The organism is Lysobacter changpingensis (genome assembly GCF_017308985.1).
GTDB lineage: Bacteria > Pseudomonadota > Gammaproteobacteria > Xanthomonadales > Xanthomonadaceae > Lysobacter_J > Lysobacter_J changpingensis.
In genome coordinates this window covers 360,930-379,382 of record NZ_JADWPE010000002.1, presented here as the reverse complement: position 1 = coordinate 379,382, position 18,453 = coordinate 360,930, and the positions used below count along the sequence as shown (strand labels likewise).

Genomic DNA, 18,453 nt, shown 5'->3' with positions numbered 1-18,453 from the left:
CCCTCCCCGTCAAGCGATTCGAGTGGTCAATTTCTAGCCAGATCCCGGAAACGCTTGCGCTGCAAGGCTTGCGGCATCGTCTCCACAACGATGTCCGCATGCTTGTCCACAAGCGGTGTGGATATCGAAATGCATCGTGCGCGAATGCGATGCGGCGCGATGCCGAAATGGACGCGCAAGTCAAACGTTTCCTGCGGTCAGTTTTTCGCCAAACCCCTTGCGGTGCTTGCACCGCAAGGGGTGCAGCCACGTCTCCACATCGATGTCCGCAGGCTTGTCCACAGGCGATGTGGATAGTTGCGATTGTGGCGTCGGGACCTGTTCCCGGAGCATGGGGCGGTGATGCCGAAACGGACGCCGTCGTCAAGAAGAATGTGTGGTGATTTTTTGTCCAAACCTGCGGCAAGCCCCGTGACTGCGAGCGATGCGGGGACTCTCCACACCGCTGTCCGCAGGCTTGTCCACAGGCGGTGTGGATAGCCGCGGCGGGCTGGCCAAAATTTCGCCATTCACCCGGGAACGCTTGCGACGTCTGGGCTGCGGCGTCTTATCAACAGCCTTGCCCCAGTGGTTCTCCACACCTTGTGTGGAAAGCGGCGAGTTTCGCGCGCGGTGCCGCTGTGCGAGGCTACGCCCCCGAGTTGCCGCCTCCGACATGCCCGCCGACACGCGCCCCATCGCGATTGCCCTGATGGGCCCGACCGCCTCGGGCAAGACCGCGCTCGCGCTCGACTGGGCCGAACGCTTCGGCGGCGAGATCGTCAGCGTCGATTCCGCGCTCGTGTACAAGCGGCTCGACATCGGTTCGGCCAAGCCGACGCTGGCGGAGCAGGCGCGCGTGCCGCACCACCTGATCGACCTGCGCGAGCCGTGGCAGCCGTACTCGGCGGCGGAGTTCGCGCAGGACGCGCGCCGTGCGGTGGACGACATCCTCACGCGCGGGCGCCTGCCGATCCTCGCCGGCGGCACCGGCCTGTATTTCCATGCGCTGCTGCGCGGCCTCTCGCCGATGCCCGAGGCCGACGCCCGCGTGCGGGCGCAGCTGGAAGCCGAGGCGCAACGCCACGGCTGGACGGCGCTGCATGCCGAACTGGCCGGCATCGACCCGGAGGCCGCCGCGCGCATCCACGCCACCGACGCGCAGCGCATCCAGCGGGCGCTGGAGGTGTTCCGCCTCTCCGGCCGCACCATCAGCGACTGGCGCCGCGAGCCGCCACCGCCGCGCCTGCCGGTGCGGGTGCTCAGGCTGATCCTGGCGCCGGCCGATCGCGCGACGCTGCACGAGCGCATCGCGCGGCGGTTCGACCTGATGCTGGCGGATGGCTTCCTGGACGAAGTCCGTGCGCTGCGGGCGATTCCGCAGCTGCGCGACCATCCGGCGCCGCTCGACCTGCCGGCCCTGCGCGCGGTGGGGTACCGGCAGGCGTGGGAGCACCTGGAGGGCGATACCGAGGCCGCGGAGTTCCGCGATCGCGGCGTGTACGCCACCCGGCAGCTCGCCAAGCGCCAGCTCACCTGGCTGCGCGGGGAACTCGACGCGCTCTGGTTCGACCCACTGGTCCAGCGCGACGCGCTGGAGGCGGTGCTGTCGGCCTTCATGCGACCGCCCGGCGGACCGGCCGGGCGTTGAATCCGGTGCGCGTGCACCGTGGCGGGTTTGCGCTACCATCGGGCGGTCGCCGCTGTGGGGACGGACCGGCGATGCGCCCCCGTCTGACGCCGGGCTGCAACACCACTGATAACTAGAACGAGTTGGGGAACAACATGTCCAAAGGACAGTCTTTGCAGGATCCTTTCCTGAACGCGCTCAGGCGCGAACGCGTGCCGGTGTCGGTCTACCTGGTCAACGGCATCAAGCTGCAGGGCACGATCGAGTCCTTCGACCAGTTCGTCGTCCTCCTGCGCAACACCGTCAGCCAGATGGTCTACAAGCACGCGATTTCCACCGTGGTGCCGGCGCGCAACGTGCGCGTGGGGCCGGGCGGCGGCTACGTCCAGTCGTCCGAATCCGGCGCCGAGGGTGCCGACGATGCCGAGTAAGGCCCCGCGACCGGCCGGGTCGCACCCGGCCGGCGGCGCGATGACCTGCGGCCCTTGTGCCGCCGCGGGTCGGCGCCCATCTTGTCTTCCTGCCCCCGTACAGGTCGACCTGGTTTGTTCGAACGATCCCGCAAAGGCGAGCACGCCCTCCTGATCCAACCCCATGCCGGCGGTCCGCCGGACGAGGGATTGCTGGAGGAGTTCGCCGATCTCGCCCGTTCCGCGGGCGCGACGGTCGCCGCGGTGCTCACCGCGCGCATCGACCGCCCCAACGCCGCCATGCTCATCGGCAGCGGCAAGCTGGAAGAGGTGAAGGCCGCGGCCGATGCGACCGGCGCCGACCTCATCCTCGTCAACCATCCGCTGTCGCCCGGCCAGGAACGCAACCTCGAACGCGCGCTTCAGCGCCGCGTGGTCGACCGCACCGGTCTGATCCTGGACATCTTCGCCCAGCGCGCCCACAGCCATGACGGCAAGCTGCAGGTCGAACTGGCCCAGCTCAAGCACATGGCCACGCGACTGGTGCGCGGCTGGACCCACCTTGAGCGCCAGCGCGGCGGTTCCATCGGCTTGCGCGGTCCCGGCGAAACCCAGCTGGAAACCGACCGCCGCCTGCTGCAGAAGCGCCTGGAGCAGCTGCAGAAGCGGCTGGAGAAGGTCGAAGTCCAGCGCACCCAGATGCGTCGCGCGCGCGTGCGCAGCGAACTGCCGCGCGTGGCGCTGGTGGGCTACACCAACGCCGGCAAGTCGACCCTGTTCAACGCGCTGACCGGCGCGGAAGCCTATGCCGCGGACCAGCTGTTCGCGACGCTGGACCCGACGGTGCGGCGCATCGAGCTGTCCGGCGGCGGCGTGGTGCTGGCCGACACCGTCGGTTTCGTGCGCGATCTTCCGCACGAACTGGTCGCCGCGTTCCGTTCGACCCTGGCCGAGGCGCGCGAGGCCGACCTGCTGCTGCATGTCGTCGATGCCGCCGATCCGCTGCGCGACGAACGCATCGCGCAGGTCGACGAAGTGCTCAAGGACATCGGCGCGGGCGATCTGCCGCAGGTGCTGGTGTTCAACAAGATCGACCGGCTCGGCAACGACGGCGAGGCGGTCGCGCCGCGCATCGACCGCCCGGCCGAAGGGCGCTTGCGCGTATGGCTGTCGGCGCGCGACGGCTCGGGCCTGGACCTGCTGCGTCAGGCGCTCGCCGAAGCGCTGGAGCTGCGCCACGTCGTCGGCGAAGTGCGCCTGCCGCCGCAGGCGGCGAAGCTGCGCGCGCGCCTGCACGACCTGGGCGCGGTGCGTGGCGAGGAGCACGACGAACACGGCTGGCGCATCCGCGTCGACCTGCCGCTGGCCGACGCGCAACGCCTGTTCGTGCAGGCGCACGGCGAGGCGCTGCGTCCGCTGTTGCCCGAGCAGGAAGACGAGGACGCGGCCTGGGCGAGTTAGGCGCTTCGGCCGCCTTGCTTGAGGCACATCGCACCCCCACCTAGAATCGACGCACGTCCGCGCGGCTGAATGCGGACGCGGATCCTTCCTTTGGAGCAGGCATGGCCTGGAACACCCCTGGCAGTGACAATTCCGGCGGTTCGAACGGACGAAACCCCCGCCGCAGGCCCGGCGGGCGCGGCCTCGACGCGCTGCTCGATCCGCTGCGCGGCATCTTCGGCGGCGGTGGCGGCAGCGGCGGCATCCTGCGCTGGGTCGGCATCGTCTTCGCGCTGTGGCTGGCCTTCAACTGCTTCGTGCTGGTGACCGAACAGGAACGCGGCGTGGTCCTGCGCTTCGGCCAGTTCTCGCGCGTGCTGCAGCCGGGCCCGCATTTCAAGATGCCCTGGCCGATCGAGCGCGTGACCAAGGTCAACGCGACCCAGAGCAACGCCTACAGCGACACCGTGCCGGTGTTCACGCGCGATGCGAACATCGTGAACGTCGACATCAACGTGCAGTACCGCATCGGCGATCCGCAGATGTACCTGTTCGGTTCGCGCGATGCCGACCGCGTGCTGAAGGAAGCCGCGCAGAGCGCCGTGCGCGAGCAGGTCGGCCGTTCCGATCTCGACACCGTGCTCAACGCGCGCGCCGAACTCACCACCACCGTGCGCGAGCGGCTGCAGTCCTCGCTGCAGGCCTATCGCACCGGCCTGGTGGTCACCGAACTGAACCTGCCCAACGCGCGTCCGCCGGACGAGGTGAAGGACGCGTTCGACGAAGTGCAGCGCGCCGCGTCCGACAAGACCACGCAGATCAACCAGGCCCAGGCCTACGCGAAGCAGATCGTGCCGGAAGCCCGAGGCGAGGCCGCGCGCGTGCGCGCCGGCGCCGAGGGTTACAAGACCGCGACGGTCGCGCGCGCGCAGGGCGATGCCGCCCGCTTCTCGCTGATGGTCGACCAGTACAAGGCCGCGCCGGACGTCACGCGCAAGCGCCTGTGGCTGGACACGGTGCAGGACGTGCTGTCCGACAACCGCACGATCGTCGGTGCCGATTCCCGCCAGATCCTGTACGTGCCGATCGGCGAGCGCCGCACGCCGGCGCCGGCACCGAATTCGCCGCTGCTCACGCCCGACCTGCTCGCGCCTCCGGCCAGCACGGAACCCGTCGAGACGCCCCGACCCGCTCGTTCGCCCCGGCCGTCCGGCCGTGAGGAGGTGACGCGATGAAATTCTCCCTGTGGATCGCCGCCGTCGTCGCGGCCCTGTTCGCGCTGCTCGGTTCGGTGTTCGTGGTGAGGGAAGGGCACAGCGCGATCGTGCTCAACCTCGGCCGCGTGGTGCGCACCGACATCGGCCCGGGCCTGCACTTCAAGTGGCCGCTGGTCGAAAGCGCGCGCGTGTTCGACCGCCGCCTGCAGGTGCTCGACGCCGAACCGGAGCGCTACCTCACCTACGACAAGCAGAACGTCAGCGTCGACTTCTTCGCGCTGGGCCGCATCCAGGACATGCGCACGTTCTACCGAGCCACCGGCGGCGACGAGACCACCGCGGTCGAGCGTCTGGCGCCGATCATCCGCGACTCGCTGCGCAACGAGATCAACTCGCGCACGCTGCAGCAGGTGGTGTCGGGCGACCGCACGTCGGTGATCGGCCGCCAGCTCGACGCGATCAACCAGGGCGCGCAGACGCTGGGCGTGAAGATCGTCGACATCCGCATCAAGCGTATCGACCTGCCGCAGGACAGCAACGTCGTCGGCTCGGTCTACAACCAGATGCGCAGCCAGCGCCTGCAGGTCGCCAGCCAGCTGCGCGCCGAAGGCCTGGAGCAGGCGCAGGCGATCCGCGCCAAGGCCGATCGCGACAAGGCGGTGATCGTCGCCGAGGCCGAGCGCGACGCGCAGAAGCTGCGTGGCGAAGGCGATGCCGAGGCCACGCGCCTGTTCGCCGAGGCGGCGAACAAGGATCCGGGCTTCTTCGCGTTCCAGCGCAGCCTGGATGCGTACCGCAAGTCGTTCGCCAATGGCGACGGCGTGATCGTGCTGAGCAAGGACGACCCGTTCCTGCAGTACCTGCGTTCGGATCGCTGACCGCCCGCATGCTGGAACAACTGGTGTCGGCCCTGTGCCTGGTCGCGGTGCTGGAGGGCCTGTTCCTCTTCGCCGCGCCGCGCGGCTGGAAGCGCGCCGCCGAGCAGCTCCACGCCCTGCCGGACCGGCAGCTGCGCGTGGTCGGCGGGGTGGTGGTCGGGATCGGACTGCTCTCGCTGTGGCTGGTTCGCGGTTGAGTCACGCCCGGAGCGTGCCGATCGAGGCCATTGGACGTTGATCGCGGCCTGGGCCGGCCAGGGTGAAGGCCGGCCATCGCGGCGGGGTGGTCCCGCCGACCCAAAACCCGGATAATGCACAAAAGCCGGACGGGGCCCAGCGCCCCGCCGGCTTTCTTGCTGTTTGCGGGCCCCATCCGGAGTCCCCGCGAGCGGCCCGGCCGTGCGGCCATCCAAAGCAACGGAGTCAGGAGCTTCGAAATGGGTCAGTCAGTCGTCGTTCTCGGTGCCCAATGGGGCGATGAAGGCAAGGGCAAGATCGTCGATCTGCTCACGCAGGACATCGGGGCGGTGGTGCGTTTCCAGGGCGGCCACAATGCCGGCCACACGCTGGTCATCGGCGGCAAGAAGACCGTCCTGCACCTGATTCCTTCCGGCATCCTGCGCGAAGGCGCGCTGTGCCTGATCGGCAACGGCGTCGTGCTGTCGCCGGCGGCGCTGCAGAAGGAAATCGCCGAGCTGGAAGCCAACGGCGTGGAGGTCCGCTCGCGCCTGAAGATCAGCCCGGCCACGCCGCTGATCATGCCGTACCACATCGCGCTGGATCAGGCCCGCGAGAAGGCCGCCGGCGGCAAGGCCATCGGCACCACCGGCCGCGGCATCGGCCCGGCGTACGAGGACAAGGTCGCGCGTCGCGGCATCCGCGTGGCCGACCTGCATTACCCGCAGCAACTGGCCGACAAGCTGCGCGCGACCATGGACTACCACAACTTCGTGCTGACCAAGTACCTGGGCGTGGACGCGGTCGACTTCCAGCAGACGCTGGACGAAGCGCTGGCCTTCGGCGAATACGTCGAGCCGATGAAGTCCGACGTCGCCGGCATCCTCCACGAGCTGCGCAAGCAGGGCCAGAAGGTGCTGTTCGAAGGCGCGCAGGGCTCGCTGCTCGACATCGACCACGGCACCTATCCGTACGTGACCTCCTCCAACACCACCGTCGGCGGCGCGTATGCCGGCACCGGCGTGGGCGCGGACGCGATCGACTACGTGCTCGGGATCGCCAAGGCTTACGCCACGCGCGTCGGCGGCGGTCCGTTCCCGACCGAACTGGACGACGACATCGGCCAGGGCCTGCGCGATCGCGGCCAGGAATACGGCGCCACCACCGGTCGTCCGCGTCGCTGTGGCTGGATGGACATCGTCGCGCTGCGTCGCGCGGTGGCCGTCAACGGCATCACCGGCCTGTGCATCACCAAGCTCGACGTGCTCGACGGCATGGAGAAGCTGAAGATCTGCATCGCCTACGAATACCGCGGCAAGCGCACCGAGTACGCGCCGCTCGATGCGGCGGGCTGGGAAGAGTGCACGCCGGTGTACCTGGAATTCCCGGGCTGGGAAGAGAGCACGCACGGCATCACCGAGTGGGACAAGCTGCCGCCCGCCGCACGTGCCTACCTGCGCGCGCTGGAGGAACTGGCCGGCTGCCCGATCGCCATCGTCAGCACCGGTCCGGACCGCGACGCCACGATGGTGCTGCAGGATCCGTTCGCCTGATACGCAGTTTCAACGTCTAAGGAAAAGGCCCCGCACCGCGGGGCCTTTTCGCTTCCGTCCCCTCGGCGAGGCGTGAAGAGGACGTCGGATCAGCGCCCTTGACCGTTCATGCCGCGCTCGATGATCTCCAGGATCGTGGCCAACGGCACGCCGAACGAGCCCGCGCGGCCCGCATCGAAGGCCTGCTTCCATTCCCGGTAACCTTGCTGGAAGATCGGGTCGATCGGTCGCGTGCCTTCCAGCGCCGTGGTGCTCTGTTCGAGCACGTCGCGCGTGACCGGCACGTGCATCAGTTTGTCCATGATTCCGCCCGGCAGGCGCGGATTACGTACACGCACGCCGTAGACGGTCGCGTGGAAGATCTGGCCGCCGAGCGGATGCTCGTCGATGCGGTTGATCAGCAGCTTCGGCGTCTCGACGAGCGAGCGGCCAGTGCAGCGCCAGAGCTGGCCGACGGCGAAGTCCGGGGTGGGGGCAGGCGTGTTCATGCAGGCACGTCGTGCGGAAAGGAGGCGATCATGATGCCTCGCGCTCCCGTCGCGCGAACGTGCCGAAGCGGTCGCTTCGACGTGTCACGCTGCCGCGGCGAATGCGTGGGTGCCCTGCGTGCGGAACACCGACACCGCGCCGCCCAGCTGCGCCGCCTGGTCGACCATCGACTTCGCCGTCGCCGAAGCTTCCTCCACCAGCGCGGCGTTCTGCTGCGTCGCCTCGTCCATGTGGACGACGGTGCGGCTGACCTGCTCGATGCCGGCGGCCTGTTCCTGCGAGGCCGCGGCGATTTCGGTCACCAGTCCGGTCACGCGCTGCACCGACTCGACGATGCGCTGCATCGTGCCGCCGGCCTGCGACACCAGCGCCGAACCGGTCGTCACCTGGCTCACCGAATCCTCGATGAGGCCCTTGATCTCCTTCGCCGCGCTCGCCGAACGCTGCGCGAGCGCGCGCACTTCACCGGCGACCACCGCGAAGCCGCGGCCCTGTTCTCCCGCGCGCGCCGCTTCCACGGCCGCATTGAGCGCGAGGATGTTCGTCTGGAAGGCGATGCCGTCGATCACGCCGATGATTTCGGCGATGCGGCGCGACGACTTCTCGATGCCTTCCATCGTCGCGACGACGTCGCCGACGACGCGGCCACCGTCGCGCGCCACGTCGGCCGCTTCGCCGGCCTGCTGGCTGGCCTCGCGCGCGCTCTGCGCATTCTGGCGCACGGTGGTGGTCAGTTCCTCCATAGACGCCGCGGTTTCCTCCAGGCTCGCCGCCTGCTGTTCGGTGCGCTGCGCCAGGTCGTTGTTGCCGGCGGAAATTTCGGCGGCGGCGCCGTTGATCGCGCGCGTCACCTCGACGATGCCGCCGACGATTTCCAGCAGCCGTTCGACGGTCGCGTTCGCGTCGTTGCGCATCGTCGCGAACACGCCGTGGTGTTCGCCCTGCATGCGCGCGGTGAGGTCGCCGTCGGCGATCGCGCGCAGCAACGTCGAGAGCTGCTGCAGGTTGCCGTGGGTGCCGGCCATCAGGCGGTTGAGGCCCGCTACCATGTCGCGGAAATCGTGCTGGAACGCCGCTTCGTCGCCGCGCGTGGCGAAATCGCCTTCGGCCGCGCAGGCCACCAGGCGGCGGATTTCCGCGTTGATCGCGCCGAGGTTGCGCTTGGAGGCGGCCATCGCGCGCGTGATCGAAGCCTTTTCGCCCGGTAGTTCGTCCATGTCGACCGACAGGTCACCCACCGCGTAGCGCTGCATCACGCCGAGCATGCGTTCGATCAACGACACCTGCGCGCCGACGAGCGCGTTGGTGTCCTCGACCATGCGGCCGTAGGCGCCAGGGAAACGCGCGGCATCCATGCGGAAGCCCATTTCGCCGGCGTCGTGGCGCGCGGCCATGTCGGCCTGCGCGGCGGAGACCGCGGTCAGCGTGCCGGTGACGTCGAGCATCGCGCGGGCGAGGGTGCCGATCTCGTCGCGCGTGGTCACCGAGAGACGCGAATCCAGTTCGCCGCGCGACACCGCCTGCGCGGCGAGCGCGACCTGCACGATGGGCTGCACGATCGAGCGGCGCACCCACCAGGCGATGGCGATCACCAGCGCCAGCGCGGCGAGCACGGTGAGCGCGGCGGCGACGACCAGCCCGCGACGGGCGTCCTGCGAGGTCTTCAACACCGCCGCGTCGGCGAGCGTCTTGGTGCGATCGATCAGCGACTCCAGGACGCGCGTGGGCTCGCGATCCATGCCTTGCACCGCGGCGTCGCCGACGTGCGTGTCGTAACCGGATTCGGCGAACGCCTCCAGCGCGTCGAGGTAATTCGCCTGCAACGCCGCGTGCTGCTGCACGAACTCGCGGGCGATCTTCGCCGCGTCCGGATCGTCGATGCCGTCGGCCAGCTGGGTCGCGAGCGTCTGCACCTGCGCGCCGTTGTCCTTGAAGGCCTTTAGGTGTTTTTCCAGCATCGCCGGGTCATTGCCGCGGATCAGCACGTTCTTCCATTCCTGCACCTGCGCGCGGAACTCGCGGCCGACGCGTTCGGCGTCGGCGGCGCGCTGCACCTGTGGCGGCACTTCGGTGGACAGGCTGAGCCACGCGGAGGCGAGACCGCCGAGCGCGCAGAAGAGGATGACGGTGAGGCCGAGCGCGAGCGCGCCCAGCAGCTTGGTTTGCACGCTGGTCGAACGTGAGGTGGACATGGGAGTTCCGGAGGCCAAGGGACGCGGGACCTCCGTTCCCCGCGATGCTTCTATCGGCGCGGAATGTTGCGTCTTGAGGCGTGTGCGCTGTTCAGTTCGCGCGGCAAGCGCGCGTCGCGGTACGGCCTGTCAGGCCACGCCCGACAGCCGGAGCCAAGCGACTTTTTCCCGACCGTTATTTGACCCGGCGCATCACCGCGCCGTCCGCGGCGCGCGACCCTGCCGGCAGTCCATCAGGTGGAGAGTGCCGTGATCGAGTTCAGCGACGCCGATCTGATCATCGGCGGCGACGTACGGGTGACGAATCCGCGCCGCGACCAGTTCGGCCAGACCGGCCAGGTGATGAGCATCCATGCCGACACGCACCCGACGATGATCGAGGTGTGCTTCGACGGCGATGCGCACTTCTTCGAGTGGGCGGATCTGGTTCTGGCCTGAGCGCGTCACCGCGCCTCAGAACAGCATGTCGATCCAACCCGCAGCCGCCGTCGCAAGGCTTCCCGACAGCACGCCGAACACGGTGATCGCCACCGCGCCCGCTGCCCAGGCGACGGCCATCAGCCAGCCGTCGCGCTCCAGCAGCGCGAAGGCGAACAGCAGCAGCAACGCGCCGAACAGGTAGTTGGTGAACGGAATCGGCAGCGAAAGCAGCAGTCCGAGCAGCACCAGCAGCGCGCCGGTGAAGAAGTCCGCCAGGCGATGGTCGAGCAGCACCGGCAGGCGCGGTTTCACGACCTTCTCCAGCCGGGTCAGCCACGGCGCGAGCAGGTCGCGGAAGCGCTTCATCGCGTGGCGATGCGGCCCGCGCCGGGCGAGGAACTTCGGCAGCCACGGCTGGCGCAGTCCGATCAGCAACTGCAGTCCGATCAGGATCACCAGCGGTCCGCTGATCGCACCGCCGACGCCGGGAATCGGAATGAACGCCGGAATGGTCGAGACGAACAGCAGCATCCCGAACGAACGGTCGCCCAGGCCGTGCAGCACGTCGCCCATGCGCAGCTGTTCGTCGGGATCGCCCGCCGCGAACACGTCCAGCAGCAGGCGCGTTCCCGCCTCGCGGGGCTTGTCGCGGTCGTGGTCAGCCGGAGGTGGCGTCATCCGTCACCGGCTCCGGCTCGGGCCGCCTGTACAGCAGCAGTTTGTCGATGCGCGGACCGTCCAGGTCCACGACTTCCACGCGCCACTGCGCCCAGTCGAAATGCTCGCCGACGTAGGGAATGCGGCCGAAATGCGCGATGACCATGCCGGCGGCGGTATGGAAGTCGTGCTCGTCCTCGTCGGGCAGGCGCCCGCCGCCGATGAGTTCGCGCAGGTCTTCCACCGGCAGCGAGCCGTCGATCAGGAACGAGCCGTCCGCGCGCTCCACCACCGGCGCATGGCTGTCGTCCTCGGCCTCGCCGAGCACACCGCCGATGGCGTGCACGCGGCCGACGATGGCATCCATCAGGTCGGCGACGGTGACCATGCCGGTGACGTCGCCGTATTCGTCAACCACCAGCGCGAGCGATTGCTGCTCCTCGCGGAAGATCTCCAGCAGCTTCATCGCATGCGTGGATTCGGACACGAACAGCGGCTCGCGCAGTTCCTTGAACAGGTCCGGCGCCTTCTCGTCGAGGCGGTCGAGGAGCGACTTCACCTCCAGGATGCCCAGCACCTCGCTGTCGTTCTCGCGGTAGACCGGATAACGCGAGAACGGCGTCTCGCGCATGGTCGCCAGGTTCTCGGCGAACTCCACCGCCGCATCCAGCCAGGTGATGCGCGTGCGCGGGGTCATCAGGCTGTCGGCGGTGCGGTCGCCCAGCCCGAGCACGCGGTTCATCATCTTGCGCTCGTCGGCGTCGATCACGCCCTGCTCGTGGCCTTCGCTCACCAGCAGGCGGATTTCCTCTTCGCTGATGGCGCTGCGGGCGTCGTCCTTCACGCCCAGCAGGCGCAGGAAGAAGCGGTTGATCATGCCCAGCATGGCGACGATCGGCCGCGCGATGCGCGACAGCCAGTACAGAGGGATCGACACCGTGCACGCGATGCGTTCGGACGCGGTGAGCGCCAGGCGCTTGGGGATCAGCTCGCCGAAGATGACCTGCGCGGCGGTGATCAGGCCCACGGCGGTGCCGATGCCGATGCCGCGCGCGTATTCGCGGGCGTTGGGCAGCACGCCTTCCAGCCAGCCGGCGATCGCCAGGCCGATCGCTTCGCCGCCGAACAGGCCGGTCAGCACGCCGATCAGCGTGATGCCCACCTGCACGGTGGACAGCAGGTTGTCGGGGTGCTCGGCCAGCTCCAGCGCGACCTGCGCGCCGCGGCTGGACTCGGCCATCTGCTTGAGCTTGATCTTGCGCGAGGTCATCAGCGCCATCTCCGACATCGCGAAGAAGGCGTTGAGGAAGATCAGGGCAATGACGATCAATAGTTCCAGCATGCGCTCAGTCCGTCAGGATGGCAGGCTGGGGTGCAGGGGCCGTGAGGGCATGCGAAGGCGGGGGCGGGCGGCCTTTCCGGGTCGTCGTCCATTGCGTGGAGGCAGGGTGAAATGGGGGATCAGGCCTCAGGATGGTAGCAGCCCGACCGAAATCAACCCGTACCGGGCGCGCGACTTCGTCGCCAAACCGTCATAATTCGCCCCGCAGACCCACCGAGCCGGGCGTTCCGGCAACACGAGGCCCCCTCCGCATGTTCTCCCTGCAAACGATCTTCGGCCAAGGCAACCAGTTCTACACGCTGCTGGAGGAGGCCGCCGTCGCCGCCCACGACAGCACCAAGGCCCTGCACGCCATGCTCAAGGCCGCCGATCGCCAGCCCGCGCTGGACGCCTTCAAGCTGGCCCGCCAGCGCGAACGCGAGGCGTCCGACAAGATCAGCCACGAGCTGGTCAACAGCTTCATCACGCCGATCGAGCGCGAGGACATCGAGGCCCTGGCCTCGGCGCTGTACAAGATTCCCAAGCAGGTCGAGAAGTTCGCCGACCGCTATTCCCTGGCCACGCGCCACCTGGAGCACATCGACTTCGCGCCGCGCGCGGCGATGCTCGAGCAGGCGTCGGCGGTGGTGGTGAAGATGGTGCACGAGCTGCGCAACCTGAAGCTGGAGCCGATGAAGGCGCTCAACGACCAGCTGCGGGCGATCGAGAACGAAGCCGACCGCCTGATGCTCGAGCTGTACCGCGACATCTACTCCGGCCAGCTCGACAACCTGCAGATGTTCCTGCTCAAGGAGTTCTTCGAGATCCTGGAGAAGGCCATCGACCGTTGCCGCGAAGCCGGCGTGGTCGCCTACGAAATCGTGTTGAAGAACTCGTAAGGGGCCGGGCCGATGCTGACCCTGGTCCTGGTCGTGGTGTTCGCGGCGCTCGCGTTCGAGTACATCAACGGCTTCCACGACACCGCCAACTCGATCGCCACGGTGGTGGCGACCAAGGTGCTCTCGCCGATGCAGGCGGTGATGCTCGCGGCGACCACCAACCTGCTTGGCGCCCTGTGGGGCACCGCGGTGGCCAAGACGATCGCCTCGGGCCTGCTCGACACCGGCGTGGTCGAAGTCACCTCGCAGCTGATCCTGTGCGCGCTGCTGGGCGCGATCGTGTGGAACCTGATCACGTGGTGGAAGGGCCTGCCGTCCTCGTCCTCGCACGCGCTGATCGGCGGCCTGTGCGGCGCGGCCGTGGCCGCGGCGAGCAACAACTTCCATTCGGTGATCTGGTCCAAGCCCACCGAGCCCCTCTACAAGAGCGCCGGCGTGCTGTGGAAGGTGATCGTGCCGATGGTGTCCTCGCCGCTGCTGGGCTTCGCGGCGGGCTTCCTGGTGATGGGCATCCTGTTCGCGATCATCTCCTTCATGGCGCGCAGCGGCGGCGTGCTGGCGCGCATGGCGCGTCCGCGCTGGGTCAACGCGTTCTTCGGCAAGGCGCAGTTGGCCTCCGCGGCCGGCATGGGCTTCGCGCACGGCATGAACGACGCGCAGAAGACCATGGGCATCATCGCGCTGGCGCTGGTCGGCGCGCAGTCGGCCGGCACGCTGGACAACCTGCCGTCGTGGCTGGCGTTCCTGCATCCCTCGCCGGCGGCGCTGGAGAACAACGACATCGACCTGTGGATCAAACTCACCTGCGCGATCGTGATGGCCGCCGGTACCGCCGCGGGCGGCTGGCGCATCATCAAGACGCTGGGCCACAAGCTGGTGAAGCTGCATCCGATCAACGGCTTCGCGGCCGAAACCAGCGCGGCCTCGGTGATCATGGCCGCCTCGACGCTGGGCATCCCGGTCTCGACCACGCACAACATCTCCTCGGCGATCATGGGCGTTGGCACGGCCAAGCGCTTCAACGCGATCAAGTGGACGGTCGTGGAGAAGATGATCTGGGCGTGGATCCTCACGATCCCGGCGGCCGGCGGCATCGCCTACGCGTTCTTCGAGCTGTTCCGGTTCTTCGGCTGGGCTTGAGTAGCCGGGATTCGTGATTCGGGATTCGTGATTCGCAGGATCACAAGCAAAAGCAAAGGCCCGCCGATCGGCGGGCCTTCTTGTTTCCACGACTTTTCGTATCCCGAATCCCGAATCAGAACAGATCACCACCCGCCGACAGCATCCGTTCCATCCGGTCGCCCAGCCCGCCGATCTCCAGCACGAGGCGGTCGATTTCGGCCGGATCGAGCCCGTCGTACGGACGGTTCTCGCACAGCTGCAGGTGCGGCACGCCGTCGAGGTCGCCGATCGCGAGGTAGCCCACGCGGCTTTGCCAATTGAAGATGAGCGCCCGTTTCGCGTCCAGGCCGGTGATCGGCGACACCGCGGTGCTCACGCGCAGGTAGGGGCGGCCGTCGTCGTCGTCCAGTTCGGACAGGAAGATCGCCTGGTGGCGGGTGCCGTGTTCGAGCGACAGTTCGATGCACAGCACATCGACGTCGTGGTCGGTCAGGCGGAATTTCGCGGCCTGCAGATGGCGGCGGATAGAGTCGAAGTTGCGCACGGGCGGCTCCTTCCGGGGGAGACCGGTATGCTACCGCGATGAGCAAGCCCGCTGCCGACGACGCACATGGACGGATTCTCGCCGCGATCCGGGCGATCCCGGCGGGCGAGGTCGCAGGCTACGGAGAGGTCGCCCGTCGCGCGGGCCTGCCGGGTCGGGCCCGCCTGGTCGCGCGCCTGCTCGGCCAGAACGACGACCCGCGCCTGCCGTGGCATCGCGTGCTGCGTTCGGATGGCCGCATCGCCTTCCCGGAGGGCTCGCGCGGCTTCCGCGAACAGAGCCAGCGGCTGCGCGCCGAAGGCGTGCATGTGGAAGCCGGCCGCGTGAAGGGCCAGCGCGCCGCGGCGACGCTGGACGAGCAGATGTGGGGCATGCCGATGTCGCCGCCCGACGCGCGCAAGCGCCGAGCTTCCACGCCGAAGTCCGCGGGAGCCGCGCGCAAGCCGCCCGCCAGGGGCGCGGCACGGCGCGGCGCCGGCCGCTGACCGGTCGCGCCCGACGGTCCAGGGCGCGGTGCGTGTATCGCGCGCGAACGCAGTCGCCCGTCGCGGCGGCTACCATGTAGCGCACTTGAAGGAGTCGCGATGTTCTCCAACCTTCCCCCCGTCACCAAGGCCCTGCTGATCGCGAACGGACTCGTGTTCGTGCTGCAGCTGATCATCGGTGACGTCGCACTCGCGCAGTTCATGCTCTGGCCGCCGAACAGCGATGCCGACCTGTACGGCGTCGGCTTCATGCCGTGGCAGCTGGTCACCTACGGCTTCATGCATGGCGGTTTCGCGCACCTGTTGTTCAACATGCTCGCGCTGGCGATGTTCGGCGCGCCGCTGGAACACGTCTGGGGCGACCGCCGTTACCTCACGTACTACCTGGTGTGCATTGTCGGCGCGGCGCTGTGCCAGCTGGCGGTGGGCATGTGGACGGTGTCGCAGGGCTCGGCGGCGTACCCCACGGTCGGTGCGTCCGGCGGCATCTTCGGCCTGCTGCTCGCCTACGGCATGCTGTTCCCGAACCAGCGCGTGATGCTGCTGATCCCGCCGATCCCGATGAAGGCGCGCACGCTGGTGATCGTCTACGGCGCGATCGAGCTGCTGCTGGGCGTCACCAACACGATGCCGGGCGTGGCGCATTTCGCGCATCTGGGCGGCATGCTGTTCGGCTGGTTGCTGATCCGTTACTGGCGCGGGCAGCCGCCGTTCCGGCGCAAGGGCGGGCCGCCGCGGATGCGGGTGGTGAGGTGATTTGATTGGGATGGGTGGGATGTTGCTGTTGCTCGTCATCCTGGCTTTCGCCGGGATGACGGATTTGCTCGGAAAGACGATGCCGCTCTTGTAGCCCGGGCAAGCGAACGCATCCGGGTTGAAGAGGCGACCGCGTCCCGGGTGCGCTTCGCTTACGCGGGCTACAACGTCAACATCGACCGCCCGCGATCCGCAGGCTCACGGAAACAGCCGTATCTGCTGGTCCGCCGCGAGCTGCATCGCATTGCCCGCCTTGCACGCATTCGCTTCGCCGAACGACGCCTGGTTCCGCAGCGGTCCATTGGTGCGCCATTGCCCCGGCGCATGCACGCTCGTGGCGGCGCGCTGGCGTGCGATGTCCTCGGTCATGCGCTGCGGCCACAGCGAGGCCCAGCCCTTGTAGAACGATTGCTGCGCCGGCTTCGCGGCAGCCGGTTCGGCCGCGCGGAAGGCGGACCACGCCAGTTCGACGCCGGCGAGATCGGCGATGTTCTCGTCCGCCGTCTGCGAACCGTTGACCTTCACGCCTTTCAGTTCCGGATAGTCGAAGGCGGAATACTGCGTCGCGACGCTCCGGCTCAGCCCGTCCCACGCGGTCGTTTCGGTCGGCGTCCACCAGTCGCGCAGTTCCTGCTTCGCATCGACGTAACGCCCGCGATTGTCGAAGCCGTGGCTGAGTTCGTGCCCGACCAGCGCGCCGTACGAACCGTACAGCCACGCGGCATCCTTGGTCGTGTCGAACACCGGCGGCTGCAGCATCGCGGCGGTCACGATCAGGCGGTTCTGCGTGATGTCGTAGGCCAGCGACGGATCCTGCGGCAGCACGTCCCAGCGGCGGTCGGCGTTGCCGCGGCCGATGCGTTTCATTTCCTCGCGATGGCGCCACGTCGAGGCGATCAGCATGTTGCTGCCGAAGCTGCCGCGACCCATCGGCTGCACGGTGTAGTCGAGATCGCGGTTCGGCGTGCCGACCTCGATCTTGACCTTCTCCAGCTTCGCCTTGGCTTCCGCCTTCGCCGCCGCGCTGAAACGCGTATCGCGATCGAGCGCCTGTCCCAGCGCGTCGCGCACCTGCGCGGCGATGTCCTCGGCGCGTTTGTCGGTCGCGGGCGAGTAATGGCGCGCGGCGTACTCGTGGCCGACCATCGGGCCGGCCGCCAGCGTGATCGCATCCAGCACCTGCTGCGGCCGCGACGGCGGCGCGGCAAGGCCGCGCAGCACACGGCCACGGAATTCGAACTCCGCGTCGCGGAAGGACTTCGCCAGATACGGCGCCATCGCATCGCCCACGCGCCAGCGCAGGTACGCCTTCCACTGCGCGGGCTTGAGGCCGCCGATGAGCGTGTCGAGCTGCGCGAACAACTGCGGGTTCGCCATCGAAACGCGATCGTCGGCGACGGCCTGCACCTTGAGGAAATCGCCCAGCTGCAGGCGTTTGTACTGCTTGGCGAGCGTCTTCGTCTCGACCGGCGCGTAGTTCGCGCGCGGATCGCGCAGGTCCACCAGCGGTTTTGACGCACGCGCAATGCGCGCTTCCAGGTCGAGCACCGCCTGCGCATCGGTCTTGATCTGCGCTTCCGGCGTGCCGGTCAGCGCGAGGATCTTCTCGATGTAATTGCGATAACGCCCCATCAGCGCCTGCGTATCCGCATCGTTGCGCGTGTAGTACGCCGGATCGGGCAGGCCCAGGCCGCCCTGCGCGAAATAGCCGATATGGCGGTCGAAATCCTGCAGGTCCACGTCCGCGCCGAAGTTGAACACCACCGGGATGCCCACCTGGTGCAACGCGGCGATCGACGGCGGGATGTCCTTCGCATTCTTTATCGCGTCGATGCGCGAGATCAGTGGCGCGACCGGCTGCGCGCCATCGCGCTCGACCGCCGCTTCGTCCAGGCCGCTCGCCCAGAAATCGCCAAGCAGTTTCTGCACGTTGTTCTGCGGCGACCTGGATGCTGCATCGAGCAGGTCGAGCTGCTGCTGGCGCGAGCGCGCGGTGAGCTGCTCCAGCGCGGACGTCGAACCCGACGCGGGCGGCGTCGTGTTGGCGCGCAGCCAGTCGGCGTTGGCACTGGCGTAGAAATCGCTGCACGCGGTCGGGGCGGCCGGCGCCTTGGATCGGGCGCGCTTCTTCTGCGCCTCGGCATGGGGCACGGCGATCAGGCAGGCGATCAGCGCACAGGCGAGCGGACGCAGGTTCATGACGGTACGGTTCATGGCGGCTCCGGACCTGGGGGGCAGGGTGGCCGGAGTCTAGCAACGCCGACGTGAGGATCCGCGCTCACGG

The 18,453-nt window shown here is 68.4% G+C and carries 17 protein-coding genes and 1 pseudogene; 12 read left to right on the top strand and 6 right to left on the bottom strand.

Going from position 1 to position 18,453, the window contains the following annotated elements; translation table 11 throughout:
• Nucleotides 1-655: 655 nt before the first annotated feature.
• From miaA to I4U41_RS03265, 7 genes are all read left to right on the top strand, one after another.
• Nucleotides 656-1,630 carry a tRNA (adenosine(37)-N6)-dimethylallyltransferase MiaA gene (gene miaA, locus I4U41_RS03295; protein ID WP_206859707.1) on the top strand — a complete coding sequence of 325 codons (975 nt, stop codon included), beginning with the start codon at nucleotides 656-658 and terminating at the stop codon, nucleotides 1,628-1,630.
• Nucleotides 1,631-1,764: 134 nt separating this feature from the next.
• Nucleotides 1,765-2,040 carry an RNA chaperone Hfq gene (gene hfq / locus I4U41_RS03290; RefSeq protein ID WP_206859706.1) on the top strand — a complete coding sequence of 92 codons (276 nt, stop codon included), beginning with the start codon at nucleotides 1,765-1,767 and terminating at the stop codon, nucleotides 2,038-2,040.
• A 114-nt stretch (nucleotides 2,041-2,154) separates the two neighbouring features.
• Nucleotides 2,155-3,480 (top strand): ribosome rescue GTPase HflX, encoded by a 1,326-nt coding sequence (gene hflX, locus I4U41_RS03285; RefSeq protein ID WP_206859705.1) that lies wholly within the window; start codon nucleotides 2,155-2,157, stop codon nucleotides 3,478-3,480.
• A gap of 101 nt (nucleotides 3,481-3,581) precedes the next feature.
• Nucleotides 3,582-4,694: an FtsH protease activity modulator HflK gene (gene hflK, locus I4U41_RS03280; protein WP_206859704.1), complete on the top strand. Its 1,113-nt coding sequence runs from the start codon at nucleotides 3,582-3,584 to the stop codon at nucleotides 4,692-4,694.
• Nucleotides 4,691-5,554, top strand: coding sequence for a protease modulator HflC (gene hflC, locus I4U41_RS03275; RefSeq protein WP_206859703.1), 864 nt, complete (start codon nucleotides 4,691-4,693; stop codon nucleotides 5,552-5,554). The genes hflK and hflC overlap by 4 nt, the downstream gene beginning before the upstream one ends.
• 8 nt (nucleotides 5,555-5,562) lie before the next feature.
• On the top strand, nucleotides 5,563-5,751 hold the full coding sequence (locus I4U41_RS03270; RefSeq protein ID WP_425492466.1) for a DUF2065 domain-containing protein: 189 nt from the start codon (nucleotides 5,563-5,565) through the stop codon (nucleotides 5,749-5,751).
• Nucleotides 5,752-5,991: 240 nt separating this feature from the next.
• A complete protein-coding gene (locus I4U41_RS03265; protein ID WP_206859702.1) occupies nucleotides 5,992-7,284 on the top strand; it encodes an adenylosuccinate synthase in 1,293 nt (430 codons plus the stop codon).
• A gap of 89 nt (nucleotides 7,285-7,373) precedes the next feature.
• Here I4U41_RS03265 and I4U41_RS03260 read toward each other — a convergent pair whose 3' ends face one another.
• Nucleotides 7,374-7,772 (bottom strand): hypothetical protein, encoded by a 399-nt coding sequence (locus I4U41_RS03260; protein ID WP_206859701.1) that lies wholly within the window; start codon nucleotides 7,770-7,772, stop codon nucleotides 7,374-7,376.
• 84 nt (nucleotides 7,773-7,856) lie between these two features.
• On the bottom strand, nucleotides 7,857-9,965 hold the full coding sequence (locus I4U41_RS03255; RefSeq protein WP_206859700.1) for a methyl-accepting chemotaxis protein: 2,109 nt from the start codon (nucleotides 9,963-9,965) through the stop codon (nucleotides 7,857-7,859).
• Nucleotides 9,966-10,214: 249 nt separating this feature from the next.
• Between I4U41_RS03255 and I4U41_RS03250 the strand changes: the two genes are divergently transcribed.
• On the top strand, nucleotides 10,215-10,403 hold the full coding sequence (locus tag I4U41_RS03250; RefSeq protein ID WP_206859699.1) for a hypothetical protein: 189 nt from the start codon (nucleotides 10,215-10,217) through the stop codon (nucleotides 10,401-10,403).
• Between the two features lie 15 nt (nucleotides 10,404-10,418).
• Here I4U41_RS03250 and I4U41_RS03245 read toward each other — a convergent pair whose 3' ends face one another.
• Nucleotides 10,419-11,063: an exopolysaccharide biosynthesis protein gene (locus I4U41_RS03245; RefSeq protein WP_206859698.1), complete on the bottom strand. Its 645-nt coding sequence runs from the start codon at nucleotides 11,061-11,063 to the stop codon at nucleotides 10,419-10,421.
• Nucleotides 11,044-12,384: a hemolysin family protein gene (locus tag I4U41_RS03240; protein WP_206859697.1), complete on the bottom strand. Its 1,341-nt coding sequence runs from the start codon at nucleotides 12,382-12,384 to the stop codon at nucleotides 11,044-11,046. Before I4U41_RS03240 ends, I4U41_RS03245 begins: the two co-directional genes overlap by 20 nt.
• 251 nt (nucleotides 12,385-12,635) lie before the next feature.
• On the opposite strand from I4U41_RS03240, the gene I4U41_RS03235 reads away from it, so the two are divergent.
• Both I4U41_RS03235 and I4U41_RS03230 read left to right on the top strand, forming a co-directional pair.
• Nucleotides 12,636-13,262: a DUF47 domain-containing protein gene (locus I4U41_RS03235; RefSeq protein WP_206859696.1), complete on the top strand. Its 627-nt coding sequence runs from the start codon at nucleotides 12,636-12,638 to the stop codon at nucleotides 13,260-13,262.
• A gap of 12 nt (nucleotides 13,263-13,274) precedes the next feature.
• On the top strand, nucleotides 13,275-14,402 hold the full coding sequence (locus I4U41_RS03230; protein WP_206859695.1) for an inorganic phosphate transporter: 1,128 nt from the start codon (nucleotides 13,275-13,277) through the stop codon (nucleotides 14,400-14,402).
• 115 nt (nucleotides 14,403-14,517) lie between these two features.
• Here the strand turns inward: I4U41_RS03230 and I4U41_RS03225 are convergent, their stop codons facing one another.
• Nucleotides 14,518-14,928: a hypothetical protein gene (locus tag I4U41_RS03225; RefSeq protein ID WP_206859694.1), complete on the bottom strand. Its 411-nt coding sequence runs from the start codon at nucleotides 14,926-14,928 to the stop codon at nucleotides 14,518-14,520.
• Nucleotides 14,929-14,966: 38 nt separating this feature from the next.
• On the opposite strand from I4U41_RS03225, the pseudogene I4U41_RS03220 reads away from it, so the two are divergent.
• Both I4U41_RS03220 and I4U41_RS03215 read left to right on the top strand, forming a co-directional pair.
• A pseudogene (locus I4U41_RS03220) lies at nucleotides 14,967-15,299 on the top strand (MGMT family protein); the annotation flags it as partial.
• Nucleotides 15,300-15,512: 213 nt separating this feature from the next.
• Nucleotides 15,513-16,169, top strand: coding sequence for a rhomboid family intramembrane serine protease (locus I4U41_RS03215; protein WP_206859692.1), 657 nt, complete (start codon nucleotides 15,513-15,515; stop codon nucleotides 16,167-16,169).
• 198 nt (nucleotides 16,170-16,367) lie between these two features.
• Here the strand turns inward: I4U41_RS03215 and I4U41_RS03210 are convergent, their stop codons facing one another.
• Complete coding sequence (locus I4U41_RS03210; protein WP_206859691.1) at nucleotides 16,368-18,383, bottom strand: M13 family metallopeptidase; 2,016 nt, start codon at nucleotides 18,381-18,383, stop codon at nucleotides 16,368-16,370.
• Between the last annotated feature and the right edge of the window lie 70 nt (nucleotides 18,384-18,453).